The sequence below is a fragment of the Ilyobacter polytropus DSM 2926 genome (assembly GCF_000165505.1).
Classification (GTDB): Bacteria; Fusobacteriota; Fusobacteriia; order Fusobacteriales; family Fusobacteriaceae; genus Ilyobacter; species Ilyobacter polytropus.
In genome coordinates, this window is sequence record NC_014632.1 from 720,225 (window position 1) to 746,598 (window position 26,374).

Below are 26,374 nucleotides of genomic sequence, written 5' to 3' on the forward strand. Positions count from 1 at the left end.
AATGGATATTAAATTAACTGTAAACAATAAAGAAACGATCTTCGACGGTGGAATAAGTCTATTGGAAAATCTTGATAATATGGGTATAGATATTCCCTCTCTTTGCTATCATAAAGATCTAGGTAGTCAGGATGTTTGTGGAATATGCGTAATAGACATAGACGGAGAACTGGTAAAATCCTGTTCTACAAAACCAAAAGAGGGTATGGTAATAAGAACTTATACAGATGATATAGAGGCAAGGAGAAAAGATATCCTTGAAAAACTTATGGAAAACCATTCAAATGACTGTCTGACATGTGAAAAAGCAAAGGGAGACTGTCAGCTGCAAGATGCCTGTTATGAGTACGGAGTGGAAAACAGAAACTCAAAGCCAGTTACGATGTATGAAATAGACCGATCATCTGAAGGGATGGTAAGGGATATGAACAAGTGCATAAAATGTGAGAAATGTGTGGCTGTATGCAAAGACATTCAGGGTATAGGGGTTTACGATGTAGAGGTAGTCGACGGAGAAAAAGAGATAGTCTTAGTCGGTGGGAAGAACTTATCTGAGACAAAGTGCATAAGCTGTGGTCAGTGTGTAAAGGTCTGCCCAGTGGGAGCCCTTGTTGAAAATAACACTGTTTCTGAATTAAGCAGAGAGCTTAAAAAAAGAGAAAAGCACTTTATTGTGCAGATGGCTCCTGCAATAAAACACACTATAGGGGAGGAGTTTTTTATAGCCCCTGGGCAGGACGTTACTTCTATGATGGTAGGGGCATTAAAAAAACTTGGATTTTCCAAGGTGTTTAGTACAGATTATTCTGCTGATGTAACAATCATGGAAGAGGGAACAGAGCTGATACAGCGTCTTACCAAAGGAAAGGGAAAGACTCCGATGTTTACATCTTGCTGTCCTGGGTGGGTGAATTACGTGGAAAAAAATCATCCGGAATTTCTTGGGAACTTATCTAGTTGTAAGTCTCCCCAGCAGATATTCGGTGCCTTGGCAAAGAGTTATTATGCTGAAGAATCTAAAGTACCAAAGGAGGATATCGTAGTGGTATCTATAATGCCTTGTACTGCTAAAAAAGGTGAGGCTCAAAGAATTGAGATGGAGGATCACGACAGAGTAAGGGATGTAGATGTAGTAATTACAACTAGAGAATTTGCAAAGCTTGTAAAAATGAATAACATAAATTTTGCTGCTTTGCCTAATGGGCAGGAATACGATTCATTTATGGGTAAGGGTTCTAGTGCAGGAAGACTTTTTGGTACTTCTGGAGGAGTAATGGAAGCAGCTCTTAGAACTGTAGCCACTATTTTAAGTGAAGAAAAAGTCGGAGTTCTTGAATTTGAAGAGATAAGAGGCTTCAAGAATGTAAAAGAAACCACCGTAGAGATTGGGGAAAATAAACTTAAGCTAGCCGTTGTAAACGGGATTGGATCTGCACATTCGGTGATGGAGGGCATAAAATCCGGCAGGCTTTATTATGATTTTGTAGAAGTAATGGCCTGTCACGGTGGATGTATAAGCGGTGGAGGGGCACCTATCCCTGACAATTTGGATGTGAGAAGACAAAGAATGGAAGGTATGCACGGTTTTGACAAAACAAGTACTTTGAGAAGGTCCCATGATAATCCGGAAATAAAGAGGCTTTATGAAAACTACTTGGAAGATCCATGTGGCCATAAAAGCCACCACCTATTGCATACCACATACAGCGACAAAAGTTAATGTCAAGATACAAAAAAACTGCTGTAATCCTTGCCGGTGGAGAAGGCAGCAGGATGGGACATATAGATAAAGCATTTTTAAAATATAATGGAAAAACTTTTATTCAGTGTATACTGGAAAAGGTGGACGGGTATGAGGAAATACTCATAGTATCTAACAGCCCTGAAAAGTATAAAGATCACAAGATAAAAGTGGTAGAAGACAGAGTAAAGGGAATAGGCCCCCTTGGAGGCATATATACCGGACTCATAAACAGCTCTTATGACGAGGTACTAATTCTCTCCTGTGACACGCCATTTCAAAACAGAAATTTTTTGAAGTACCTGGGAGAGATGTCAGGAGATTATAAAGTAGCTTTGCCAGTACACAGAGAGGGAAGAGAACCATTGACGGCGCTTTATAAAAAATCTCTTATTGGTGATATAGAAAAACTTATAGAATCAAAGATGCACAAAATCGCTTTTCTTTATGATAATAATCCTGTAAAAAAAGTGGATATAGATAAACTGCCTGAAAACATAGATATAAAAAATGGATTTAGAAATATAAATACCATAGAGGAGCTAAGAGAGGTGGGGGGAGAGAAAGAATGAGAAAGTCAAATGTTTTTACTGAAGAAGCTGTGGAACTATTTGTAAACGGTAAAAAAATGATAACATTTATGTGCACCCCTGAAAACCTTGATGAGATGGCTCTGGGATATCTTTATTCTAGGGGTATAATAGAATGTGTAGATGAGTTTATGGGCGCGGCTCCTTGTAGCAGCGGTAAAAGAATATTTGCCATTGTGAGCAAAAAATTAAAAGATGAAGTATACAGCATTAAAAATATAGTTATGAGCGGATGCGGAAGCGGTGAACTTCCTAAGGAATTGGATTTTTATAAAAGAGATATAAGATCAGGATACAGAGTGGAAATGGGGAATATAAAGGAAACCTTTGGGGAGATGCTTGAATCCGCTAGACTTCACCAGACTACTGGGGGAACCCATTCAGCTGCGATAAAAGATAATGAAGGAAGGGTCATTGTAAGGGAGGATATAGGAAGGCACAATGCAGTGGATAAGGTTATAGGGGCTGCTCTTCTTGAGGGTATGAACCTAGAAAGGTCAACTGTAGTAATAACAGGAAGGGTGTCTTCAGACATGGTAGTAAAGGCAGCAGGTGCAGGAGTTCCTGTGGTGGCTTCTATGAGAATAACCAGTAATATGGCAATAGAGATAGCAAACAAATATAAGGTAAATCTTATAGGTAGAATAGGTAGTAATGAACCACTTATTTATAATGAAGTAGAGGGAACCTATATAGAAAGATAAAATAAAGTGACTGGGAGGTTTCGATCATGTACTTTGTCCAGTATATATACGAAGTAGTCGGGGACTATAGTGTAACAAAGGAGCTAGGGACGGTAATTTTGGATAAACTTAGCAGTGATATAGATGGCATAATATATGAGGTGTCTCTAAAAACTGAGAGATCTGTAGTGGGGATTAAAGAAATACAGTTTATAGATAACTAGAAATAATGAAAGAGCAGGATTTTACTGCTCTTTTTTCTATATTTTTGAGTTTTTATTAATATGATTTAATAGTTTTGATAATTAATTTGAGTTGCTGCTTGAAAGAGATTTAGATAAATTACTGACTTTATCCAAAAGCTGTGTTACTTTCTTTGCTTGCCCAAAGAAAGTAACCAAAGAAAAGGCACCCCAAAAAAATACCTAAAATCCCTTCTGAACTAACTTTCTATTGAAATATAGTCGGTAAACCTCCTTATTTCAATGAAAGTGGATTTCACAAGATGATTTCTTAACGGTATTTTTTAAAGGGGAATTTAAAATCTTTAAATGATTTTTTTTAAATCTTTTGAAATTCTTTTGGCCATTGATAAAATAAGCGTTAAGAATGACTGAAAGAAATCTCTAGAAAAAATCAACTGTTTGAGCAAAGCGAGTTTTGATTTTTTCTTCGATTTCCGAAGGCATTTAGCTTATTTTTCACAGGCCTTGATTTTTGGTTACTTTTCATCAAGGAAAAGTAACAGAAGCTTTTGGATAAATTTAATACTTTAATTTGAAGTAAAAGGACAATTGAGGTTATTTAATAATAGTAGTTATAGTGTTTAAAAAATATTGGTTGTAAATATTGATAATTTGAAAAACTATTAATATAAATGGTTGTATAAGTTGAATAAGTGTAAAAGATAAAGGGGAAATATACTTAAATTTACAGGAATTTATAATATTGTGCAGAAAAAAGTATTTATGGCATCAAAATTTTACCTGAAGAAAGAGAATTTAATTGCAAAGAGTATTGGAATAAAGTATAGTAAATGATAGACTAATATTTCTGGGAGGTAGAATATGATTGTGTTTAGATGGTTTAAAAACGCCCTTCTATTTATAATGAAAGAGATAGCCTCTTTTCTTATAAAGATAGTGATGGTTATGGTGATATTAATAATTTTACTAACGGTCTTTGTTCCAAAAACTCCGGTGGAAAAAGCTCCAATAAGGAAAAATACATATATTGAGTTAGATTTATCAAACCCTGTGGGAGAAAGGGGAAGCCTTTCTATATTTACAATAGAGGGTGAAAAAGTCAATTTTTATAACATGCTGAATTATCTTGATAAAGGGAAAAATGATCAAAGGATAGATGGACTTATTTTAAAAGTTGATAGTGTGGCATTAAACAGAGCCCAGGTAGAGGAACTTGGAAGAAAAATCAAAGAGTACAGGGAAGTAGGTAAAAAAGTATATGCATTTTCTAGAGGGTTTCAAAACAGAAATTATTCTCTAGCAGTGAATGCAGATGAGATAATTATGCCTCCTAGCAGGGGGGCAGGGTCAAATATATCGGGATACTTTATGGAGCTTCCATATATGAAAAGGCTCAGTGATAAAATAGGAATAAAATATGATGTTATACATGTTGGGGATTATAAATCTTACGGTGAAAACTATGTGAGAGAAGAGATGTCACCTGAGTTCAGAGAGAATATCACCAGACTGTTAGACAGAATATATTATAATTTTGTCCAGGATGTATCTGTTTCTAGAAATATAGATGAAAGAACACTGAGTAGAAAAATACTTAATGGAGATTTCGTTTTGGCAGATGCTTTTAAAATGAAGGAGGAGAAACTTGTAGATTCTCTAATGTATTACCATGAATTTTTAAAAGAGAGAAAGATAGCAAATATAACAACTCTGGGAAAATATGCCAGAAGTGTAGTTGGACATCAGAGTTCAGGGAAAAAAATAGCGGTAATTTACGGTGATGGAGAAATATTATATTCAAACAGCGGAAGAGGAGCACAACAATCAATAACTCCAGATACAATTATATCTGAGCTAAATATGGCAGTTAGAGATAAAAATGTGGTGGGAATAGTTCTAAGAATTGATTCTCCAGGAGGGTCTGCTCTGGCATCTGAAGTTATAAATGCTAAAATAAGAAGTATAGAAAAACCTGTCTATGTGTCTATGGGTGGAACTTCAGCTTCAGGAGGGTATTATATATCGGCTTCAGGAGATAGAATTTTTGCAGAAAGGGATACCATAACAGGATCTATAGGGGTAGTAAGCCTAGTACCTGATGTAAGTGAGCTGGCTGGAAAATTGGGAATCAAAATTGAGTCTGTACAAAAAGGAAAATTATCCGGAATTTACTCTATAACTGACGGAATGACAAAGGGAGAAAGGGAAAGAATCTATGAATCTAGCTCTAAAATTTATTCTGAATTTAAAGAAAGAGTGAGTTCAGGAAGGAATATTCCAATGAGTCAGATGGAATCTCTGGCAGGAGGAAGAGTATGGCTAGGTGAGGAGGCTCTGGAAAAAGGTCTTGTAGATGGTATAGGGGGGCTCCAGGATACTATAAAGATTATGGCCAAGGACCTTCAGCTGTCTGAATACAATGTGGTAGAGATAAGAAGAGAAAATCCTTTTGAAAAATTATTTATGAATTACAAATATTTAGAAAATTTTTATAATAAATTCAACAGTCTTCTCAATATGGAATTTAATAAAGAAAAAGATATGACAGAGAGTGAACTTATTATTAAACCGGTGACTTATTTACCATATAGGATTTAAAAAATCAGGGATTTTTCCCTGATTTTTTATTGCTGATAAAATCGAATATTATATTTTATTATTATTTTGTTTATTTTTCATAAAAATATAAATTTTCTTGATTAATAAGGTAAATTATGTTAAATTTATATAAATACAAATATACGTGTATTAAGTGTAGTTTTAAAAAGATTGTTAAATAAGATCTTTTGTTGATAGGTACAGATTAAAGGAAATACAATTATTGCGAAGAAAAAACAGGGGGAGAATATGAAGTATAACTTTGACAGAGGTTTTAACCATGAGATAAAGGATTCTCTTAAGTGGAATACTGTAAAAAAAATATCAGATAAACAGGATATCGTTCCTATGTGGATAGCAGATATGGATTTTGAAACTGTACCTGAAGTTAAAAAGGCTATTATTGAGAGGGCAACCCAGGGAATATACGGTTATAGTGAGATGAAGGATGAGTACTTTGAGTCACTGTCAGAGTGGACAAAAAAAAGATACAACTGGGAAATTAAAAAAGAGTGGTTATGCTTTAGTCCCGGAGTGGTAACAGGGATCAATCTTGCGATACGTGCACTGACTCATCCTGGAGACAGGGTACTTATACAAACCCCAGTTTACAGTCCTTTCTTTGGAGCCGTGACAAAAAGCGGATGTGAGCTTGTGAGTAGTTCTCTTAAATTAGTTAATGGAAAATATAAGATGGACTTTGATGATCTTGAAGAAAAGCTTACGGATGAAAGAACAAAAATAATGGTTCTGTGCAATCCACATAATCCAGTTGGAAGGGCATGGACAAGAGATGAATTGATAAAACTGGGAGAAATTTGCATTAAAAATAATATAATAGTGATATCAGATGAAATTCATTCTGATCTTGTGTATAAAGGATACAAATATACACCTTTTGCAAGTATATCAAAGGAATTTGAGCAAAATTCCATAATTTGTACTGCACCAAGTAAAACTTTCAACTTAGCCGGTCTTCAGAGCTCTAACATAATAATACCAAATGAAAATTTCCGAAGGGAGTACAAAATTGCTCTTGAAAATATAGAGGTTTCAAGATTGAATGTATTTGGGATGGTTGCCTGTGAAACTGCGTATAAATATGGAGAATCATGGTTAGAGGAACTTTTGGATTATCTAGAAGAAAATAAGGAACTTGTAAAAAAACGAATAGAAAACAGGATTCCAAAACTCAAACTCATAGAACCTGAAGCTACCTATTTGTTATGGATAGACTGCAGCGGCTTAGGATTAAATGACGAAGAACTTAAAAAATTTATGATAGAAAAAGCCGGAATTTTACTTAATGATGGTAGCAGCTTCGGAGAAGAAGGGAAAGGATTTCAAAGAATGAATATAGCCTGTACTAAAAATACTCTTGAAGAAGCTTTGAATAGACTGGAAAAAGCTGTAAACAGTATATAAACTAGGGGGAGTTGATACAGGTGGAAAAAGATAAATTTATAGATACAAAAGTTGTGCATGGATATAAGGGGTATGACGAACATACGGGAGCCATTAGCTATCCTATTTATCAGACGGCTACCTTTAGACATCCTGCCCTAAACGAGACAACAGGTTATGATTATTCTAGACTCCAAAATCCAACAAGGGAGGAACTTGAGAACACAGTGGCAGGTATAGAGGGAGCTAAAGCTGGATTTGCATTTTCAACAGGATTGGCGGCAATTTCTGCAGTTCTTAATATATTTTCTCCTGGAGATCATATAATCGTATCAGATGATCTATACGGAGGGACCTATAGACTTTTTGAAGAGGTGTATAATAAGTATGGCATAAGTCACAGCTTCGTAGATACAACAGATACCAAATTGGTATCAGAAGCTATAAAAGAAAACACAAAGGCTATATTTATAGAGACTCCTTCTAACCCTATGATGAAGGTCACAGATTTAGCGGAAATTATAAAGTTAGCTAAGTCTAATAAGGCATTAACTATTGTGGATAATACATTTTTGAGTCCTTATTTTCAGAATCCTATTTTACTTGGGGCAGATATAGTTGTACACAGTGGAACCAAATTTTTGGGAGGACATAATGATACCTTGGCAGGACTTGTTGTATTAAATGACGAGGAAATAATTGAAAAAATTAGATTTTTGCAGAACTCCGTAGGTGGAGTTTTATCTCCCTTTGACAGCTGGCTTATTCTGAGGGGTATAAAAACCCTGGCTATCAGAATGGAAAAACAGCAAGAAAGTGCCATGAAAATAGCCAATTGGTTAAAGCAACAAAAAGACAGAATAGATGAAGTTTATTATGTGGGACTTCCAGAGCATAAAGGCCACGAAATATCTTTAAAACAGGCTAGGGGATTTGGTGCTATGATCTCTTTTACAGTAAAAAATGTCCAGGCAGTGGAAGAGATTTTGAAAAATGTAAAAATAATAACATTTGCAGAAAGTTTAGGGGGAGTAGAGAGTCTGATAACCTATCCACAGACCCAGACCCACGCCTCTATACCTCAGGAGATAAGAGACAGAATAGGGGTAACAGATAAACTCCTCAGACTATCGGTAGGAATAGAGAATGCAGAAGATCTTATCAATGACCTAGATCAGGCTCTGAAGAATATATAGAAAATTCTTTTGGATTAAAAAATTATTGTTTTTTTAATAATAAACACAAAGGAGTGGTGAAAAATGATAGCTAAGAGTTTAGTAGATTTAATAGGAAATACTCCATTACTGGAACTTTCAAATTATAATAAAGCCAACGAATTAAAGGCTAAGGTAATCGCCAAATTAGAATATTTTAATCCTTTAGGAAGTGTAAAAGACAGAATCGGCTATGCGATGATAAAGGATGCTGAAGATAGAGGAATTATAAATAAAGATAGCGTAATAGTAGAATCAACAAGTGGAAACACAGGTATAGCTCTTTCTTTTGTAGCTGCGGCTAAGGGATACAGGCTTATCTTGACCATGCCAGATACCATGAGTGTGGAAAGACGTAACCTGCTGAAAGCTCTAGGATCTGAGCTTGTTTTGACACCTGGGTCAGAGGGAATGAAAGGAGCCATAAACAAGGCTAAAGAACTTGCAGATACTATTCCTAATGCTATTATTCTTCAGCAGTTTGAAAATCCAGCCAACCCCGATATCCATAGAAAGACAACAGCAGAGGAGATATGGAGAGATACTGAGGGAAAAGTAGATATCTTCATAGCTGGAGTTGGGACTGGAGGAACTATAACAGGAGTAGGAGAAACTCTCAAGGAAAAAAATCCAGATATAAAGATAATAGCTGTAGAGCCAGAGGACTCTCCGGTGCTTTCGGGAGGGAAGCCAGGGCCTCATAAGATACAGGGTATAGGGGCTGGATTTGTGCCAACTGTGCTGAAAGAATCTATAATAGACGAGGTATTTAAAGTCAAAAATGAAAGTGCCTTTGAAACTTCAAGAAAACTTGCTAAGTCAGAAGGGCTTCTGGTTGGAATATCCTCTGGGGCAGCACTTTTTGCAGCCACTGAAATAGGCAAGAGACCTGAAAATTCTGGTAAAAATATAGTTGTTCTCCTTCCAGATACTGGGGAGAGGTATCTTTCTACATCTTTGTTTAAAGATGAATAAATTAGTGACTTTATTTGAACCTGTTACTTTTCTCTTGAAAGAAAAGCACCCCAAGAGTGTTTCCTCCCTTCGGTCAGGGCATAACCAAAAGTTCAAGAATTTTCAAATGTCTAGGAAGTATATATTTCTTTTATCGCCTTTGTACGCTACAGTCCTCGGTTCCCTGCGGAACTTATTCTGTAGGACGGCTGAGTGCAGGTTCTTTCCTGTATAAGCCCTGCGACTTGAAATTCAAAAAATATAAAATCGTATGATCTATCTATAAGAAATAAGCGCAAAGGTTTACCAAGGTTTATTCACACAAAAGTTTTTTTTAAGTTTTTGGCCATTGATAAAATAAGCGTTAAGAATGACTGAGAGAAATCTTTAGAAAAAATCAACTGTCTGAGCGAAGCGAGTTTTGATTTTTACTTAGATTTCCGAAGGCATTTAGCTTATTTTTCACAGGCCTTGATTTTTGGTTACTTTTCATCAAGGAAAAGTAACGGAACTTTGGATAAATTCAATAATCTATTTAAAATTAAAATATTAAAAATGAGGGTGGCCCAAGGGGGTCACCCTCATTTTATCATTGATAAATAAATCATTAGGAAATATAATATTAAAAAAACAGATTTAAGGAGGTAAAATGCAAGAAAATAAGGTCAACAATGAATTTAAATTTTCTGATACTGATATAGAAGAAAAGATAGAGCTTGAACCCTTTGAAACTATATACCACTACGATCTGAGATTCTCCTTTGGACTCATGACCAAGGGGAAGCTTCTTTTGGTCTATGAAAATGAAAAGGGAAGAAGGGTGCCTTTGAAGACTCTCACAAAAAAGGAAACTATTCTAGGTGGATATGCCTATCTTTTGGAGGGGAAGGCCATTGACAATCTATATTATATCGCTATAGAAAAAACTGAAATCCTTAAAGTTTCACCTGAAAGAAGCAGGGAACTTCTTTTAGACAGAGATTTTCTTTTTAGGTGTTTAAAAAACGCCAAGATGGATTCCTTATCGTTGATAGAAGAACTGGTATATCGTCTAGATAAAAATATTGAAAAATTTCTTGCTTATGTCCTCCTTAACTATTCTGAAAATGGAAAGATGAGAATAAAAAATTTTTCACTATTTTCTGAGTTTATAAAGTGTAGTAGAAGCAACTTTTATTTGGCTTTAGGAAAGTTAGTTGACAGGGGAATCGTAGAAAGGGATGGTAGAGTTATCACCATAGTGGATTGGGAAGAATTAAAAAAATTTGCTGAAATATAAAAAGAGCTCCATTATGGAACTCTAGTTAATAGTTAGGACTCTGAATTATATAATCTTTTTGAGAAACCAAAAAGTCCTTTATAAAAAAGATTAAAGCCCCTGCAAAAAATATAAAAAGGATAACCAACTAAAGAATAACTTCATAGTATCCTACCATTGAAAGCTTTGACACCCCTAAAAAATTACCACTGTTTGCATGTGCCATAGCAGCAGCAGAAGTGTGGAAGGTGAGTGAGACCCCTGTAACTCCAAGAGCCAGACCACAGTAACTTATGTCTGTTTTTTTTTAATCCAAGGGATACCTCCCAAAAATTTGCTTTTATTTTATAAAATTAAAATAATCGTTTTTTCTTTCAGGATAATTAAATACCTTTGCATTGGGATAACCAACTGCTATTGCGTGATGCAGAGTGTGACCTTCTAGAATTTCCAGATATTTTATAAATTCTTCTTTTTCAGGACCTCTGAATATCCCAAATATAAATGCACTCCAGCAGGTACCAAGCCCCATAGACTCAGCTTGAAGTAAGATGTTTTCAGTGGCTGCTGATATATCCTCTAGCGGAGTAATGGCATCATTCTTATGAGAAACAATTATTACGGTGGGAGCCTTATGAAAAATATTAAAATCAGGATTATTTGCCATTTTACGCATTTTTTCTTTTTCTGCGTCTTTTGCTGTATATTTCGATCTGTCACTCATCTTTTTAATGAGTTCTTTATTCTGAACCACAGTGAATTGCCAAGGTTGCTTATTATGGCCGCTTGGAGCCCAAGCACCTGCTTCTAATAAGGCCATAATTTCATCTTTTTTGACTTGTTCCTCTTTGTATGACCTTGTGCTTCTTCTGTTTTTTATTACTTCTAGTATTTTATTCACAGTAATTCCCCCATTTCATAAATATACTTATTAAGCCTTATTGCTTACTGTTTCTGTCGCATCTCATACATCTTGTAGCTTCTCTTAAAGCTTCTTCTCTTGTATAAACTACTTTTATATTTTCAAAGTTTTTACATCTGTATGTTGATTCTGTTTCTTTTTCTTCCTGTTTGGGAATATTCCATGTAGTCAGATCAAGCTGTTTTTCAGGAATTTCAATCTCATCTCCTACATAAATTCCCTGGCCACCCAAAGCCTTATCAATACTAATTGCTACTTTTTTAGCTTCTGCTATGGCACTGATGGCAATTTTAGAGTATCCCCCCATATCTCCGGCTACATAGACGTCTTCTGCTGTTGTTTTGTAAGTATTTTTATCAAATGATATCCATCTGTCAGAACCGATCTCTATATCACAATCTAGATAGCTGTAGTCTGCTCTTTGACCTATTGCCATTACCACTAACTCAGAATCAATTTTAATAGTTTTTTCTTCATCAAACTTCGGGCTGAACCTGTACTGACTATCCATTGTGGATATGCATTTCTTGAGTTCAATTTTCTTTAAAGAATCTTTTTCTTCAAGATACTTGTTTATGGTATAACCATTTAAAAAATTAATCCTCTCTTCGGCTGCTCCATGTTTCTCTTCATGAGAGGCAGGCATACCATCATACTCTTCAAGTGAAACAACTGTCACATCAGATCCGCATCTCATAATGCTTCTGGCAGCATCCATGGCGACATCTCCACCACCGATAACTGTTACTTTTTTAGAGAAGTTTCTCTTTCCTTGAAGCTTTATCTCTTTTAGAATATCCACTGCACTTACGATATATTCTTTATCAGGGCCCACTTTTACACCTGTCATCAAACCTGTTGCAAGAATAGTTGCATCATTGGCTTTTCTGATTTCACCAAGTTTTATATCTTCTCCTACTTTTACTCCTGTTTTAATCTTTACACCAAGATTTTCAATAAGTTTTATTTCTCTGTTTATTGCTTCATTATTTATTCTGTACTCTGGAATCATTATTGCGGGAACTCCACCTGCCGTTTTCTCAGCTTCGTATATAGTTACATTATAACCGCTACGACCAAGGAAATAAGAGGCACTTAGTCCTGCGGGTCCGCTTCCGATAATAGCTATCTTCTTCCCGTTACTTTCCAGTTTATCTTCTTTGATCTTGTTATCTTCAAGAGCCATAGTTGAAGCGAAGTATTTAAGTGCTCTTACACCTACAGATTGCTCGAGCTCTCCTCTGCGACATCTCTCTTCACAAGGTCTTGCACAAATCATTCCACAGACATAGGATAAGGGATTGGCCTGTCTCATTACTGAATAAGCTGTGTCCATATCATCTTCAGCCATATATGCTACATAACCGGGGATATTTACCTCAGCAGGACATGCATTGACACACTGAGCAGAAGCTAATCTATGGCATACTCCAGGGTGGCATTTTTTCTCTGTAATATGTTCTTCAAAAATTTCTCTAAAGTTATTTAATAAAAACAGTACTGTTTTTTTCATTTTTCTTTCAGCAGGAATGACAGTTTTCTCTTCCAAAAGTTCTTTTAATATGTCTAGTTCTAAAATTCTTTTGCTTGTTCCGTTGCTTATTTTCTCAATGATTTCCTCTATCTCTTCTATAGTTTCATTTGTAGTTCTAAGCTCTTTAATAAGATATCTCACACAAAATCTGGCATAATCTACAGGACAGGTAAGGTCATTTAAAAACAGGATAGTATCTGTATCGATGTTTTTAGTATAGTCACTTAGAGGATTTTCAATATCTTTTAAAAGTACAATTTCACCGAAAGGTCCACCTATTTGAACCATTGACAGTCTTCCGTTGTTCCAGAGGCCTCCTGCCAATTTAGTAAAAATATCTATCAATGATCGATTTTCATCTATATTATATGTTCCTGGATTATTTATTTTGCCGCATAAAATGAATTTCTTCATTACTATTCTCCTCCTCTGATTTTATCTTTATCTATAATATCAGTCATAACGTTATACATGTTGTATTCAGGTAAACTTTGATTTACAATTTTATCATATCCGAATCTGCTTAACGGACAAACTTTGAGACAGTGTCCGCAGTATCTGTTTGTTGCCATAGACCAGCCACAGCTTTTTCTAACTGATCTTCTTTTAAATTGACCAAACCACTCATGTTCATCTTTGGGAATGCTGGCCACAGGACAGGTCTTATAGCACATTCTGCATCTTGCACAAAACTCCTCAAAATTCATGTCTTCTGTTGCATGGTCTAGCTCAATGTCAGCATCAATGGTTACACAGCATAGTCTTAATCTTGTTCCATACTCTTTGGTAATCAGCAAGCCATGAGTGGAATACATTCCAAGACCGGCATTCACTGCATGAGGGGGAAAGTTTATTTCATCACCTAATGCTGGAGTTGAAAGAGCCTTATATCCCTTACTTCTAATAAAATCGGCTACTTTATTTGCAGCATCTCCAGCTTCGGCATATATATGCCAATCAAATATCTTTCCAGTATCTTTTGTAGGATAAGGTATTTCTTCTATCTGATCCGCCTCCATCTCCATACCCAATACAAGCATAGTGTCATATGGGAAAGAGTCGTCAAAGCCCTCATTGATATACCTTCTGTCAACTAAGGTAAAGGCTCCAATCATTCCCAGGCTCTTTACATACTCTAAGATATTATCTTTAAGCTGCTTTAAGTCTTTCAAAGGTTTAACTTTACCGGCTTCTATATCTGCTTCTAGTTTTTTATTAAATTCTGGATTTTGTTTTGATAGAGCAATACCCTTCATTACCCTCTGTGCATCTTTTATGAACACGTCTCTGATTTTAGGTGTCATACCATCATCTTCAACATACTTTGCAATGTTTTTGATGTAGTCTGAATCTATGTCTATAGAGTCTCCTTTACCATCCCCTGGATGTATAGAAGTATAGTGATCAAATAACTCTCCATCTATTTTTACATATGGGTTATTATCAGTCAGTTCTTTTCCTAAGTTATCTTTAGTGTAGGTATAAAAAAATTCTTTGTCATGCCTTAAAATTCCTTTTTCACTCACTTTAAATGGAGCTCTCTTACTAACTTTTGGAACATCTAAATCGAAAGTGTTATTAAATCCGTTGTCTATCACTACTATCCCCTCCTTAAATTATTCTCAGTAGTTCTACAGAGTTTTGAAAAAATACCTGAAAGTTTTACTAACAGGGTTTTTTAGTTGCCGATTTTCTTAAGGAATATTCCGATCTTCCCATATGACAGTGTATCTTTTACCGGACAGCTGCTTATACACTCGAAACAGTTAATACACTGGGGATTTCTGATGCTATCCTTATCTGACACAGCAATGTTCATAGGACATACTCTGTTGCATTTTTTACAGTTTACACAACTTTTTTTATTTCTCTTCACTGAGAAAAATTTAGTCAAGCTTGCAATCCCGAACTTGGTTCCGTCTATGCAAAGATAATTGCAGAATGGCCTTTCAAATACAGTTGAAACAATTAGAAAACCAGCCATTATAATTAATGATGCTGAGATGACAACACCTGAAAAATTACTTACTGTAGAGGTGAATGTTTTATTGCCGTTTACAGTTTCATAGATACCTACCCCTATACCTGCAACTAAGAGTGCCATAACGATATATCTTGAAAATATCAGATATTTTTGAATATTTTGTGGCATCTTATATTTTTTTGTAAAAATCCTGTCCCCTATGGCACCAAAAAATTCCTGAAGGGCTCCGTATGGACATACCCATCCGCAGAAAAAATTACCCACTACCAATGAAAAAATAAGCAGTAGTGGAAATACAGCCTTAAATTTCATAAATAAACCCGCTACTAACAATCCAATAAAAAAAAGTTGAACACTGTTTCTAATTAATTGAATTTTTTTGTTCAAATGGCTCACCTCTATACAAGAATGTAACAAAAGACCTCTTGGCTTATGTTATGTTAAAATAATAACATTTTAATAGAGATACTTCTGTCCTGTTTAGGACACTTTTTTAATGAAAATAAATTTTAAATAAGTTGGTGGCTTTTTTTAAATGATAATTTGATTTTAGATACTCGCAATTATTTTAATTCAATTATTTTTTTTATTTTTATGGTTTTTTTAATCTTGTAAAATCACAATTTACACCTTTTGGTAAGTATTTCACCAAAAAGTGCCTTCTTTTTTTTAATTAGTTTTTTTTGTATACTGAGTGCACATAAAAAATTAAAAAAATTAGGAGGTTACAAATGCAAAGATTTACAATACCAAGAGATCTATATTTCGGAGAGGACTCGCTATCTCATTTAAAAAATATCAATGGAACTAAGGCTCTTATCGTTATCGGTTCAGAGAGATTAATAAACGATGGAACAGTACCTAGTGCTGTTGAATATTTAAAAGAAGCTGGAATAGAAAGTGAACTGTTCGTAGGAATAGAAAATGACCCTTGAGTAGCTACTGTTATGAAAGGTGTAGAAGCTATGAATAAATTTAAGCCCGATACAATAATAGGAATAGGTGGAGGATCACCGATAGATGCGGCCAAAGCTATGTGGATCTTCTATGAGCACCCAACATTCACATTTGAAGAAGCTGCAAAACCATTTAACCTACCAGAATTAAGAAACAAGGCTAAATTTATAGCAGTTCCGACAACAAGTGGTACCGCTACAGAAGTTACATCATTTGCTGTAATCACAGACAATGAAACTAATATCAAATATCCAATCGCAGACTACAACATCACTCCAGATGTAGCTATTGTAGATACAAACTTAGTACAAACAATGCCTAAGGTATTAGTAGCAAACACAGGAATGGATGCATTAACTCATGCACTAGAAGCATATGTTTCAAAGGCAAGAAATCCATTTACAGATGCACTAGCGATGAAATCTATCGAGATGATCTCAGAGACTTTAATCAACTCTTATAACGGTGAAGACTCTGCGAGAAAAGATATGCATATCGCACAAAACTTAGCAGGAATGGCATTCTCAAATGCAATCCTTGGAATAGTTCATTCAATGGCTCATAAGACAGGAAAAGTTTTAAATATTGATCATGGATTAGCCAATGCAATCTACCTTTCATATGCTGTCGAATTCAATGCAAAAGATGAAATCGGAAAAGCACAATATGCTCATGCCGCTAAAACAATAGGTTTAGCCGGAAATAACGAAACTGAATTAGTTGAATCATTAGTAAACTTAATTAAAGAATTAAGAGAACAAATGGATATGCCTCATTCATTAAAAGAATTTGGAGTAGAAGAGGAGTTCTTCTTGGCTAACTTAGATGAGATCGCAAGAACATCTGTAGGAGACCCATGTACAGGGACAAATCCAAGAGATATATCTGTAGAAGAGATGAAAAACTTATTTAAAGCTGTTTATTACGGTGAAAAAGTGACATTTTAATTTAAAAGTCCTCCCGCTTTTAGGGGAGGACTTTTTACTATTTATCTCTTTCAAATATATAATCTTTTCCCCAGACATCCATTTCTTTTAAAATAGGGATGAGCTTTTTTCCTAATTCAGTTAAAGAATACTCAACCATTGGAGGCACAACAGGATAAATTTTTCTAGTGATTAATTTATTTTTTTCCAAATATCTAAGCTGCTGGGTAAGCATCTTCTGACTTATCTCTGTTATATACCGTTGAAACTCATTAAATCTTATAACCCCGTGATTTCCAAGTTCCCAGAGGATCAAGGCTTTCCATTTACCTCCTATTATCTCAAGGGTGAGCTCTATTTCGCATCTATAATTATTGCAGCTAACCTTATTTGATCTGTCTTCTGGCATGATCTCCTCCTTTAACTTAGTCGTTGGTAATAGTGTAAAAGAATGCAATACATATATATGAGTTAACAGATTTAAACACAGATTTTATTATAGCAATGGTAAATAATTAAGTCAAACTTACAAATTTTGTTTAGGTTTGAATATAAAAATCAATAAGTTTTAAAAATAAAAAAGCACTATAAGAGTGCTTTTTTGGTTTGAATTTATACGGGATCTTGTTTTTCCTCATCTTTTAAGAGGGAAAAATTTATGTGGCAGTAGCCTGATGGATTTTTTTCAAGGTACTCTTGATGATAATCTTCCGCTGGGAAGAAATTGTGTAAGGGTTCTATTTCTGTCACGATTTCTGAACTATATTTCTTGGCTATGGATTTTACAAACTCCTTTATTTCAGGGAGGTCATCATCTGAAGAATAATAGACCCCAGTCCTGTACTGGGTACCTGTATCATTTCCCTGTCTGTTTAAAACAGTTGGATCAATGAGTCTGAAAAAATGATCTAAGATTTTATCGAGAGGTAGAATGGAATCGTCATAATCAATCTTGCATACCTCGGCATGACCGGTTTTTCCAGAGCAGACCTCCTTGTAGTCTGGATTTTCTTTTGTTCCGTTGGAATAGCCTACACTTGTATGAACTACTCCTCTTACTCTTTTGAAATAAGCCTCTATACCCCAGAAACAACCACCGGCAAGTGTAATTGTCTTCATAATATATACCACCTCCATACTTTTTTATACCTGAAGACTTATCCTTTCCCTTTTAGGATGACAAAAATATATTGAGTTATTTTTGACAAAGAAGGCTCTTCCAAGTAAAATGTCCTTGAGATCGTAATGAAGGGAAGTGGTCAAAATAAGGACAGATATAGTTATTGGATTAGTTGCAAATATAAGGGAAAAAAGTGCCCAGTTTATCAATGGGGAGCTCAAAAGATTAGGTGTAGAAGGGATAAACTCTAGTCATGGGACTATTTTGTCTGCTCTTTATGACAATGACGGACAGATGACAATGAATGAGATAGCAAAATATATAGCGAGACGAAAATCAAGTGTCACAGATATGGTTAAAAAACTTGAAAAACTTGGATACGTTGAGAGAAAACAGGATGAGCTAGATGCAAGGGTTATAAATGTGACCCTTAGCCCTAAAGGAATAGAGTTTCGAAAAACATTTTTGAAAATATCAAAGGCTCTTTTGGAAAAAGCCTATGATGGTTTTGAAGAAGAGGAAAAAGAGATCTTGGTAAAGTACCTTGGAAAAGTGAGAAAAAATTTCCAAGATATATAACTTTTAATTTTAAATAAATTCTGGCTTATGGGCTAAATCTATAAAAAAAATCTTGTAAAAAACAGTTAGATCAGATATAATAAAGTACGAAAACGTATTTTATTATATTGGAGGAATTTATAGTGGAATTGACAAAAGCAATAAAAGATAGAAGAAGTGTTAGAAAATTTACAGACTACTATGTGACAGACGAAGAGCTAAATGAAGCCATGGAAGCGGCAAGAGTTGCACCTTCTTGGGCAAACACTCAGTGTTCTGAATTTCTGGCTTTGAGAGATAAGGAAAAGATCAAAGAACTTGTGGAAAACTGCTATCCTAAAAATCCATCAACTGCATGTTCTTTAGATGCTTCTCTTGTAATTGTGGCATGCTACAACAGAAAAAAATCTGGTTTCTATAAAGAAACTTCATTTAATGACGTGGGAACATGGGGAATGTTTGATCTTGGACTAGCTTGTCAGAACATGATGCTAAAACTTCATGACCTAGGTTTAGGGAGCGTGGTGGTAGGTGCTTATGATTCTAAAAAAGCATCTGAAATCTTAGATATAAAAGGAGATATTCAGATAGCAGCTATTATACCTGTAGGTAAACCGGCAGTTGAGACAAGACCTGTTCCAAGAAAAGAACTTTCGGAACTTTTACATATAGATAAGATAAAATAAATTTTAGACACCTCTTGTAAAAGAGGTGTTGTTTTTATAATAGTGGCGTATCTTGTATATTGCCAAGAGAGTGATCATATGATATAATCTTATGGCATAAGTATAGTAAGAGGAGGCGTTTAAGTTGGTTAGAAAGTTAAAGGCTAAAGGGAATAATAGTCAGATGGATATAATGAAGCAGGCACAGGCGATGCAGCAGCAGATGCTTGTAGTACAAGAGGGGTTAAAGGAAAAAGAACTTGAGACTTCTGTAGGCGGAGGAGCAGTTACTGTAAAAGTAAATGGTCAGAAAGAGGTCCTTGAAATAAAGCTTTCAGATGAAATCTTGAAAGAGGCTGTGGAGGATAACGACAAAGAGATGCTAGAAGATCTTCTTGTTTCAGCAGTAAAAGAAGCAGTTAGACAGGCTGAAGAGCTTGCTGAAAAAGAGATGGGAAAAGTAACTGGCGGAATCAACATTCCAGGTCTTGTTTAGGAAAGTTTAAAAAGAGGGAATTCCCTCTTTTTTTCAATAAGAGCTATTTTTAATTAGAGATTGTTATTTGGGCACTGTGTCAGTGTTCTTTTTTTGGCAAACTTGAGGTATATATAGATAAGAGTAATTGAAGAGTTTCGGAGGATATGTTATACTTTTTAAAAAACTCAGGAGAAAACCTATATGGATAAAAAAAAGAGAAAATATAGAATATACGGAAATATGCTGTATTTTCTATTGAAATTTATACTGAAAACCTTGAAATTAGAAGTGAAAAGAAGTGAAAAAATAGACCTTAATAGCAACTACGTCTATGGTTTCTGGCATAATAAACTTATAATAACTTCTGTTTGTCTGGATTATTATAAAAAAAAGGCAGGGCTTGCAAGTCCCTCTAATGACGGAGAACTTATAGCAGTTACCCTTGAAAAATTTGGATTTCAGGTAATAAGAGGGTCATCGGACAAAGAAGCAGTGAGGAGTCTTATCAAGCTGGCCAAACTTGTGAAAAACGGATATAGTGCAGGAACCCCTGTAGATGGACCAAAGGGACCTATCTATAAGGTGAAACCCGGGATGCTTTTCTTGGCACAGAAATCAGGAAAAAAAATGATTCCAGTGGGTGGAGCTTTTTCAAACTGCTGGACCTTTGAAAAGGCCTGGGACAAATTTCAGTTTCCAAAACCCTTTTCTAAGATGGTGTGTATAGAGGGTGATCCCATAGAGATACCCAAAGGAGCGGATTTAGATAAGTATGCTCTTTTTTTAGAAAAAGAACTAAACAGACTAGACAAAGAAGCTGAGGAATATTTGAAAAAAGACAAATCTAAATAAAAATTAAATGAGATAAATAGTGAAAAATCAAAAGCCTAATTTAGGAAAGGGGAAAATTTTGTGAGTAAGAATTTTTATGTAACTACACCAATATACTATGTAAATGGGGATCCTCATGTGGGAAGTGCCTATACAACAATTGCTGCTGATGTCATTGCAAGATACAAAAAGACAATGGGATATGATGTGTTTTTCCTTACTGGAACAGATGAACACGGTCAAAAAGTTGAAGAGACTGCAAGGGAAAAAGGATTTACACCACAGGAATGGACAGATAAGATGGCCCCTAGATTTGAAGATATGTGGAACCTTTTAAATGTTTCCCATGATGATTTCATAAGAACCACCCAGATAAGACATAAAAAAGCAGTTACAAAAATTTTGAAAAAAGTATATGAAAAAGGTGATATCTACAAAGGTGAATACGAGGGGAAATACTGTGTCTCTTGTGAGACCTATGTACCTGAAAATCAGATAGTGGGAGAAAACGGATGTCCAGACTGTGGAAAAGATCTAAGAGTTGTAAAAGAGGAATCTTATTTCTTTAAAATGTCGAAATATCAGGACGCCCTTTTAGAGCATATAGAGAAACATCCTGATTTCATACTGCCTCACTCTAGAAAAAATGAAGTTATCTCCTTTGTGAAACAAGGACTTCAAGATTTATCTATTTCTAGAAACACTTTCGAGTGGGGAATACCAATTGAATTTGCTCCAGGACATATCACCTATGTATGGTTTGATGCCCTTACAAATTATCTTACTGCAGTTGGGTATGAAAACAATCTTGATATGTTCCAAAAATTCTGGAATGACGGAGAAGTAGTGCATTTATTAGGAAAAGATATTCTTAGATTTCATGCAATAATATGGCCTTGTATGCTCTTAGCAGCAGAGGAAAAACTCCCGGATAAAATTGTAGCCCATGGATGGTGGACTGTAGAGGGAGAAAAAATGTCAAAATCAAAGGGTAATGTAATAGATCCTCAGGCAGAAACTGAGAGATATGGCAGAGATCCATTTAGATATTTCCTTATGAGAGAGGTTCATTTTGGAAATGACGGAGATTATTCTACGACATCTATGGTAAACAGAATAAATGCCGACCTTGCCAACGACTTAGGAAATCTTTTAAACAGAACTTTAGGAATGTATAAAAAATATTTTAATTCCACAGTTGTAAAGGGAACTGGACATCAGATATATGACGATCAGATAAAGGAACTATGGAAAGAAACTCTAGAATCAGTTGAAAAATCTATGAGTAAATTGGAGTTTTCAAAGGCACTGGAAGCTATCTGGAAATTTATATCTAGAATGAATAAATATATAGATGAGACGATGCCTTGGGCACTTGCCAAAGATGAAGATAAAAAACCAAGACTTGCAGTGGTTATGAATAACCTTGTAGAGGCACTGTATAAAGTAGCAGTGTTGGTATATCCTTATATGCCAGAGTCTGCACAGAAAATATGGGAGCAGCTAGGTTTTTCTGAGGATATAAAAGATGCTAAGTTATCTGTGGTATCTCCTTGGGAAGTAATAAAAGAAGGACATAACCTTGGAGAAGCAAAACCTATTTTCCCAAGAATAGAGGTTCAGAAAGAGGAGCCTAAATTAAAAGTAGAGGAAAATCTTAAAATTGAAAATCCCATCTCCATAGATGATTTTAACAGTGTAGAGATAAAAGTTGTTGAGATATTAGAGGTTTCCACAATAGAGGGAGCAGATAAACTTTTAAAATTTAAAGTCAGCACAGGAAAGGGAATCAGACAGATAGTTTCAGGTATTGCAAAATACTATAAGAATCATCAGGAGCTCGTGGGTAAAAAAGTTCTGGCTGTCTTAAACTTAAATCCTGTAAAACTAAGAGGAGAACTTTCTCAAGGAATGCTTCTAACTACTGAAGAGAAAAAAAGAGTAAAACTCGTAGAGATAGATAGTGCAGTAAAAACAGGGTCGAAGGTAAAATAATTTAAAATAAATCAGTGAGATATAAAACCTGATATTTTTCAGATTTGATTTTAGGAGGTTATTTTTATGACAAAAGTAACAAAGGCAGTAATTCCTGCGGCAGGTTTAGGGACAAGACTTCTTCCGGCTACAAAAGCACAGCCTAAGGAGATGCTTACAATAGTAGATAAACCATCTCTTCAGTATATCGTAGAGGAACTTGTAGAGTCTGGTATAAAGGATATAATAATAGTTACAGGACGTAACAAAGATTGTATAGAGGATCATTTTGATTATTCTTATGAGCTAGAGGATACTCTTTTAAAGCAGGAAAAACATGCTCTGCTGGCTAAAGTTGCAGAGCTTTCCAGTATGGTTAATATTTTTTATGTGAGACAGACTCACCCTTTAGGACTAGGGCATGCAGTTCTGAAAGCTAAGCCATTTATAGGAGATGAACCTTTTGTAATAGCCTTAGGAGACGATATAATGTATAACCCTGATAAACCTGTAAGCAAACAGATGATGGAAAAATATGAAAAGTATGGAAGTAGTATTATAGGGGTTCAAGAAGTTGCGAAGAAGAATGTTTCTAAGTATGGTATAGTAGATCCTGGGAAAAAATTAGACGACAAGACTGTTGAAGTAGAAGATTTTGTGGAAAAACCATTTGTAGAAGATGCTCCATCGAGGTTTGCTTGTCTAGGAAGATATCTCTTAGATGGTAAAATCTTTGATCATTTAGAAGGTGCAAAACCTGGAAAAGGCGGAGAGATACAGCTGACAGATGCAATTCTCAAGCTTAGGAAATCCGGTGAAAAAGTGGCGGCCTATAACTTTGACGGAAAGCGTTATGATATAGGGGATAAATTGGGTCTTTTAAAAGCCAATATTGAATATGGGCTGAAACATGACGAAACAAAAGAAGGGCTATTAGAATACTTAAAAAATGATTTGAAACTAGTTTAACAAAATAAAGTCTGACCTTAATGGATTTGCATTAGGGTCAGACTTTTCTGTTAATTTATAAAGAAATTAAAGATCACCAAAGTTGATCATTTGGATGTTTTTATCGGCTATCAGTTCTTTTGTCTTTTGGGATGTGAGAATATCTAGCTCTATCATTCTCGGCTCTACATAGTTGCTGAAGTTTTTTAAATGGAGATCTATAAAAGCCGGATGGGTGCAAATTTCTAAGCTTGAAATATCGGGCTGCGAGACAATATCTTTAAATTTTTCAAATGTAGCTTTTTCGTCATAAAACTCCCATTCAAAATTTTCAGTTGTTTTTATATTATTGTCAAATTCATCCCAGTTTTTTTGTTCAGGAACAGTCCTCATGGCCAAGTCATACTCTTTGCAGATCTTACTCATTATTTTTAAGACCTTTGGGATCTGATGTACATGGTGATGGCTGTCTGCATGGGTTATTTTGTAACCTTTTTTAATTAGAAGATTGAGCTGTGCCCTTAGTTCAGCCTCTATAGTCTTTTCCGAGCACAGAGCGATTCTGTCAAAATCCCTGTCCATGACACCATCTTTACCTAGTAATTCCGATGAATTGGTTAGAGGGATATAACTTGTCAATACGAAATGTATTCCTAGTCCAAGACCTTGATTATCCTTGTATAGATCCAAGGCATGGTCGACATAGGGCATATTCATCATTATGGTGGTAGAAGTGACCAATCCATTTTTATAAGCCTCTATAATGCCGTAGTTTACACCTTTTGAATAACCGAAATCATCTGCATTTATTATTAATTTCATCTGTTTTCTCCTTTTTTTTACCTGTCATTAAAGGTTATTTAATAATTTCAAAAAGTTTGACTGCTAATTTTTTCGGACCTTCTTTTTCCATACCTGTTATACCAAGACAGGTCTTTACTTCTCCCACTTTGACCCCTCTTTCGAAGAGTATGCTAAAATACTTATTTAAAAGCATATCACAACGGCCTTTTCTCTGTATGGGACCAAATGGATTTGCAAAATAAGAGGTTACCATCCCTTTTTCACTGGTAGTTCCCTTAGCCAGTCTCTTTGCTTCTTTAAATACTTTTAGGGCTTCTTTAGAATTTTTGAAGAACTTTATCTCATCTTCATCTTCGTAGTTGTTTGCGTAGAAAATATAGTCTACAGGATACTCTTTGACTATGTCATTATAAGAGGTTATAGGAAGAACCACCCTTGAGTTTTCTCTGTCAGGATTCATAAATATACTTCTGTCCATGGACTGGTAGGCATAACCCTGTTCTAAGTCATCCATCCTTATAAAGGCTCCTATCTCTGTACCAGAGGCCACCACCTGATTTTTAGAGTTCAGCTTTAGAACCCCCATATCGTCAAATATTATTTTCATATCTTTTACATAGTTCTCACTGAGGGCTCTTAAAGCCTCTATACTCTCTGATTTTCCTGCACCACTGTCTCCTACGATGACAATATTACTCTCTTTACCTGTTTTTGTAACTACATTTACCATGGCTCCGTGTACAGGAAGGTTTCCTTGCTCCATCATATATACGTTGTGAAGGGTCAGGATCATAGTTTTCATATATCCGAAATAATCAATATCTTCGTGATAATTGGCGTATCCCAAAATTATACTGTTCTCTTTATCCTTGTAAAAACAAGTTGTTTTTTCGTTATTAAAATCCTTCATTCCATAGACATATATAATGTCGGGTTTTTTATTTCTGTACTCATCCTCTTTGGCCAACTCAAAAAGGTTGCATAAAGTTACTCCGTGGCACATGAAATCCTTGTGGAAATATATATAGGCTAGAAGGTTTCCTACCTTTGCAGGATAGCAGAACCAGTGGTGTTCATTTACAGAAGCTTCTGATAAAGGGGATGTGAAAACCTCTTTAGCTATTCCCTCTCTTTTGTTCTTCTTTGGATATATGATAAAAGGAGGCTCTAGGATTATAGTCTCGATAAAAGGGACTCTTTCAAGGAATGAATATTCGTGTGGGCATGGCCATTTTACCTCATTTACAATAAGCCCAGCATTGGCACCGGCAGGAAGCTGACGATAAACCCTGTGCTGATATCCGATGACAGTTTCCTCTATACGCCTGTATACTCCTAAGATCATGTTGCTGAAGTTATTGTTGGCCTCTATAAAGCCAACATTCTGAAGGCCTTCTCCCTGTCTTCTGTTTGATACTACAGAGTATCTTTCTAGTTTTCTCCAAAAGGAGTAGATTCCCTCAATAAGTTCTACAAAGTATTCTTTTTTATCAAAATAAAGAGTGTACTTTGAATCTATTTTTGAGATATCCTCTACCTGTAGAACCAAAAGCAGTTTAAATACTACAATGAGGTTGTCTACCATATTGTCCAAATCATTGTCTGATCGTTTTATAAAATAGTTATATACTGCATTGTCCTTGCTTTTTATAATCTCCATATATGAGGTCAAAACCGTTTTGAATGCTTGGCTGTCAAGGAGTTTTTCTCTTGTATCACAGTATTTGGCAGTGAAGTTTATGATGGCACTCTGTCTGCTGAGCAGAAATTCTTTTCTCATTATGACTCCTCCAATTTTATAAAAATATGAAACTTTGTAACTTTAAACTCACAATTCTAATTGAACATTTATTTAACTAAAACTAAAAATTCAAAGTTCAAAAAAATATAATCCTATCAGTAATTATAATATATTTTTATCAAAAAAGTATATATAAAATAAAAGCACTTGTCAACGTAAGATCTCCTGTAAAAAAACCCCTAAAATACAGGGGAATGAAGTTAGACAAACAAATTTGTTTGTGA

At 35.2% G+C, this 26,374-nt stretch carries 25 protein-coding genes; 17 read left to right on the top strand and 8 right to left on the bottom strand.

The genetic code is table 11. The features are described from left to right. Position 1 precedes the first annotated feature (1 nt). From ILYOP_RS03270 to ILYOP_RS03305, 9 genes are all read left to right on the top strand, one after another. Positions 2-1,720 (top strand): [FeFe] hydrogenase, group A, encoded by a 1,719-nt coding sequence (locus ILYOP_RS03270; protein WP_013387092.1) that lies wholly within the window; start codon positions 2-4, stop codon positions 1,718-1,720. Continuing rightward, positions 1,720-2,313 (top strand): molybdenum cofactor guanylyltransferase, encoded by a 594-nt coding sequence (locus ILYOP_RS03275; RefSeq protein WP_013387093.1) that lies wholly within the window; start codon positions 1,720-1,722, stop codon positions 2,311-2,313. The genes ILYOP_RS03270 and ILYOP_RS03275 overlap by 1 nt, the downstream gene beginning before the upstream one ends. Next, entirely contained in the window at positions 2,310-3,035 is a 726-nt protein-coding gene (gene fdhD, locus ILYOP_RS03280) for a formate dehydrogenase accessory sulfurtransferase FdhD (protein ID WP_013387094.1), read from the top strand. The genes ILYOP_RS03275 and fdhD overlap by 4 nt, the downstream gene beginning before the upstream one ends. A 26-nt stretch (positions 3,036-3,061) precedes the next feature. After that, positions 3,062-3,238 carry a hypothetical protein gene (locus tag ILYOP_RS15725; protein ID WP_013387095.1) on the top strand — a complete coding sequence of 59 codons (177 nt, stop codon included), beginning with the start codon at positions 3,062-3,064 and terminating at the stop codon, positions 3,236-3,238. 843 nt (positions 3,239-4,081) lie between these two features. Further along, the gene (sppA, locus tag ILYOP_RS03285) at positions 4,082-5,818 is read left to right on the top strand and encodes a signal peptide peptidase SppA (RefSeq protein ID WP_013387096.1); all 1,737 of its coding nucleotides are present in this window, start codon (positions 4,082-4,084) and stop codon (positions 5,816-5,818) included. A 249-nt stretch (positions 5,819-6,067) separates the two neighbouring features. Continuing rightward, complete coding sequence (locus ILYOP_RS03290) at positions 6,068-7,243, top strand: MalY/PatB family protein (protein WP_013387097.1); 1,176 nt, start codon at positions 6,068-6,070, stop codon at positions 7,241-7,243. A 20-nt stretch (positions 7,244-7,263) separates the two neighbouring features. Continuing rightward, positions 7,264-8,418 carry a trans-sulfuration enzyme family protein gene (locus ILYOP_RS03295; RefSeq protein ID WP_013387098.1) on the top strand — a complete coding sequence of 385 codons (1,155 nt, stop codon included), beginning with the start codon at positions 7,264-7,266 and terminating at the stop codon, positions 8,416-8,418. A 63-nt stretch (positions 8,419-8,481) separates the two neighbouring features. Continuing rightward, a complete protein-coding gene (gene cysK, locus ILYOP_RS03300) occupies positions 8,482-9,411 on the top strand; it encodes a cysteine synthase A (RefSeq protein WP_013387099.1) in 930 nt (309 codons plus the stop codon). Positions 9,412-10,039: 628 nt separating this feature from the next. Beyond that, on the top strand, positions 10,040-10,669 hold the full coding sequence (locus ILYOP_RS03305; protein WP_013387100.1) for a cyclic nucleotide-binding domain-containing protein: 630 nt from the start codon (positions 10,040-10,042) through the stop codon (positions 10,667-10,669). Between the two features lie 319 nt (positions 10,670-10,988). Here ILYOP_RS03305 and ILYOP_RS03310 read toward each other — a convergent pair whose 3' ends face one another. The 4 genes from ILYOP_RS03310 to ILYOP_RS03325 form a co-directional block, all read right to left on the bottom strand. Next, positions 10,989-11,549: a nitroreductase family protein gene (locus ILYOP_RS03310; RefSeq protein ID WP_013387101.1), complete on the bottom strand. Its 561-nt coding sequence runs from the start codon at positions 11,547-11,549 to the stop codon at positions 10,989-10,991. 37 nt (positions 11,550-11,586) lie between these two features. Continuing rightward, a complete protein-coding gene (locus ILYOP_RS03315; RefSeq protein WP_013387102.1) occupies positions 11,587-13,518 on the bottom strand; it encodes an FAD-dependent oxidoreductase in 1,932 nt (643 codons plus the stop codon). A gap of 2 nt (positions 13,519-13,520) precedes the next feature. Further along, positions 13,521-14,702 (bottom strand): Fe-S protein, encoded by a 1,182-nt coding sequence (locus ILYOP_RS03320; protein WP_013387103.1) that lies wholly within the window; start codon positions 14,700-14,702, stop codon positions 13,521-13,523. An 80-nt stretch (positions 14,703-14,782) separates the two neighbouring features. After that, positions 14,783-15,400: a 4Fe-4S binding protein gene (locus ILYOP_RS03325; protein ID WP_049774847.1), complete on the bottom strand. Its 618-nt coding sequence runs from the start codon at positions 15,398-15,400 to the stop codon at positions 14,783-14,785. Positions 15,401-15,819: 419 nt separating this feature from the next. On the opposite strand from ILYOP_RS03325, the gene ILYOP_RS16230 reads away from it, so the two are divergent. Together ILYOP_RS16230 and ILYOP_RS03330 are read left to right on the top strand one after the other, a co-directional pair. Next, positions 15,820-16,023, top strand: coding sequence for an iron-containing alcohol dehydrogenase (locus tag ILYOP_RS16230; protein WP_280985337.1), 204 nt, complete (start codon positions 15,820-15,822; stop codon positions 16,021-16,023). Positions 16,024-16,035: 12 nt separating this feature from the next. After that, positions 16,036-16,992, top strand: coding sequence for an iron-containing alcohol dehydrogenase (locus ILYOP_RS03330; protein WP_280985338.1), 957 nt, complete (start codon positions 16,036-16,038; stop codon positions 16,990-16,992). A 37-nt stretch (positions 16,993-17,029) separates the two neighbouring features. Here the strand turns inward: ILYOP_RS03330 and ILYOP_RS03335 are convergent, their stop codons facing one another. Together ILYOP_RS03335 and msrA are read right to left on the bottom strand one after the other, a co-directional pair. After that, the gene (locus ILYOP_RS03335) at positions 17,030-17,380 is read right to left on the bottom strand and encodes a winged helix-turn-helix transcriptional regulator (RefSeq protein ID WP_013387106.1); all 351 of its coding nucleotides are present in this window, start codon (positions 17,378-17,380) and stop codon (positions 17,030-17,032) included. A 203-nt stretch (positions 17,381-17,583) separates the two neighbouring features. Continuing rightward, complete coding sequence (gene msrA, locus ILYOP_RS03340; protein WP_013387107.1) at positions 17,584-18,090, bottom strand: peptide-methionine (S)-S-oxide reductase MsrA; 507 nt, start codon at positions 18,088-18,090, stop codon at positions 17,584-17,586. A gap of 136 nt (positions 18,091-18,226) precedes the next feature. Here msrA and ILYOP_RS03345 point away from each other — a divergent pair, with 136 nt between their 5' ends. The 6 genes from ILYOP_RS03345 (at position 18,227) to galU (ending at position 23,566) form a co-directional block, all read left to right on the top strand. Continuing rightward, positions 18,227-18,670 (top strand): MarR family winged helix-turn-helix transcriptional regulator, encoded by a 444-nt coding sequence (locus ILYOP_RS03345; protein WP_013387108.1) that lies wholly within the window; start codon positions 18,227-18,229, stop codon positions 18,668-18,670. A 122-nt stretch (positions 18,671-18,792) separates the two neighbouring features. Continuing rightward, on the top strand, positions 18,793-19,335 hold the full coding sequence (locus ILYOP_RS03350) for a nitroreductase family protein (RefSeq protein ID WP_013387109.1): 543 nt from the start codon (positions 18,793-18,795) through the stop codon (positions 19,333-19,335). Positions 19,336-19,459: 124 nt separating this feature from the next. Further along, positions 19,460-19,810 carry a YbaB/EbfC family nucleoid-associated protein gene (locus tag ILYOP_RS03355; RefSeq protein ID WP_013387110.1) on the top strand — a complete coding sequence of 117 codons (351 nt, stop codon included), beginning with the start codon at positions 19,460-19,462 and terminating at the stop codon, positions 19,808-19,810. Between the two features lie 183 nt (positions 19,811-19,993). Further along, complete coding sequence (locus ILYOP_RS03360; protein ID WP_013387111.1) at positions 19,994-20,644, top strand: lysophospholipid acyltransferase family protein; 651 nt, start codon at positions 19,994-19,996, stop codon at positions 20,642-20,644. Positions 20,645-20,704: 60 nt separating this feature from the next. Then, on the top strand, positions 20,705-22,618 hold the full coding sequence (gene metG / locus ILYOP_RS03365) for a methionine--tRNA ligase (protein ID WP_013387112.1): 1,914 nt from the start codon (positions 20,705-20,707) through the stop codon (positions 22,616-22,618). A gap of 66 nt (positions 22,619-22,684) precedes the next feature. Further along, positions 22,685-23,566, top strand: a complete 882-nt coding sequence (galU, locus tag ILYOP_RS03370; protein ID WP_013387113.1) for a UTP--glucose-1-phosphate uridylyltransferase GalU — start codon at positions 22,685-22,687, stop codon at positions 23,564-23,566. 66 nt (positions 23,567-23,632) lie between these two features. Here galU and chbG read toward each other — a convergent pair whose 3' ends face one another. Both chbG and ILYOP_RS03380 read right to left on the bottom strand, forming a co-directional pair. Next, entirely contained in the window at positions 23,633-24,367 is a 735-nt protein-coding gene (gene chbG / locus ILYOP_RS03375) for a chitin disaccharide deacetylase (RefSeq protein ID WP_013387114.1), read from the bottom strand. Positions 24,368-24,401: 34 nt separating this feature from the next. Then, on the bottom strand, positions 24,402-26,129 hold the full coding sequence (locus ILYOP_RS03380; RefSeq protein ID WP_013387115.1) for a phosphoenolpyruvate carboxykinase (ATP): 1,728 nt from the start codon (positions 26,127-26,129) through the stop codon (positions 24,402-24,404). Positions 26,130-26,374: the final 245 nt, after the last annotated feature.

Excerpts from the sequence above, each read along its gene's own strand:
- ILYOP_RS03270 (WP_013387092.1), top strand. The coding sequence starts at position 2 with ATGGATATTAAATTAACTGTAAACAATAAAGAAACGATCTTCGACGGT.
- ILYOP_RS03275 (WP_013387093.1), top strand. The coding sequence starts at position 1,720 with ATGTCAAGATACAAAAAAACTGCTGTAATCCTTGCCGGTGGAGAAGGC.
- fdhD (WP_013387094.1), top strand. The coding sequence starts at position 2,310 with ATGAGAAAGTCAAATGTTTTTACTGAAGAAGCTGTGGAACTATTTGTA.
- ILYOP_RS15725 (WP_013387095.1), top strand. The coding sequence starts at position 3,062 with ATGTACTTTGTCCAGTATATATACGAAGTAGTCGGGGACTATAGTGTA.
- sppA (WP_013387096.1), top strand. The coding sequence starts at position 4,082 with ATGATTGTGTTTAGATGGTTTAAAAACGCCCTTCTATTTATAATGAAA.
- ILYOP_RS03290 (WP_013387097.1), top strand. The coding sequence starts at position 6,068 with ATGAAGTATAACTTTGACAGAGGTTTTAACCATGAGATAAAGGATTCT.
- cysK (WP_013387099.1), top strand. The coding sequence starts at position 8,482 with ATGATAGCTAAGAGTTTAGTAGATTTAATAGGAAATACTCCATTACTG.
- ILYOP_RS03305 (WP_013387100.1), top strand. The coding sequence starts at position 10,040 with ATGCAAGAAAATAAGGTCAACAATGAATTTAAATTTTCTGATACTGAT.
- ILYOP_RS03315 (WP_013387102.1), bottom strand. The coding sequence starts at position 13,518 with ATGAAGAAATTCATTTTATGCGGCAAAATAAATAATCCAGGAACATAT.
- ILYOP_RS03325 (WP_049774847.1), bottom strand. The coding sequence starts at position 15,400 with ATGAAATTTAAGGCTGTATTTCCACTACTGCTTATTTTTTCATTGGTA.
- ILYOP_RS16230 (WP_280985337.1), top strand. The coding sequence starts at position 15,820 with ATGCAAAGATTTACAATACCAAGAGATCTATATTTCGGAGAGGACTCG.
- ILYOP_RS03330 (WP_280985338.1), top strand. The coding sequence starts at position 16,036 with ATGAAAGGTGTAGAAGCTATGAATAAATTTAAGCCCGATACAATAATA.
- ILYOP_RS03335 (WP_013387106.1), bottom strand. The coding sequence starts at position 17,380 with ATGCCAGAAGACAGATCAAATAAGGTTAGCTGCAATAATTATAGATGC.
- msrA (WP_013387107.1), bottom strand. The coding sequence starts at position 18,090 with ATGAAGACAATTACACTTGCCGGTGGTTGTTTCTGGGGTATAGAGGCT.
- ILYOP_RS03360 (WP_013387111.1), top strand. The coding sequence starts at position 19,994 with ATGGATAAAAAAAAGAGAAAATATAGAATATACGGAAATATGCTGTAT.
- galU (WP_013387113.1), top strand. The coding sequence starts at position 22,685 with ATGACAAAAGTAACAAAGGCAGTAATTCCTGCGGCAGGTTTAGGGACA.
- chbG (WP_013387114.1), bottom strand. The coding sequence starts at position 24,367 with ATGAAATTAATAATAAATGCAGATGATTTCGGTTATTCAAAAGGTGTA.
- ILYOP_RS03380 (WP_013387115.1), bottom strand. The coding sequence starts at position 26,129 with ATGAGAAAAGAATTTCTGCTCAGCAGACAGAGTGCCATCATAAACTTC.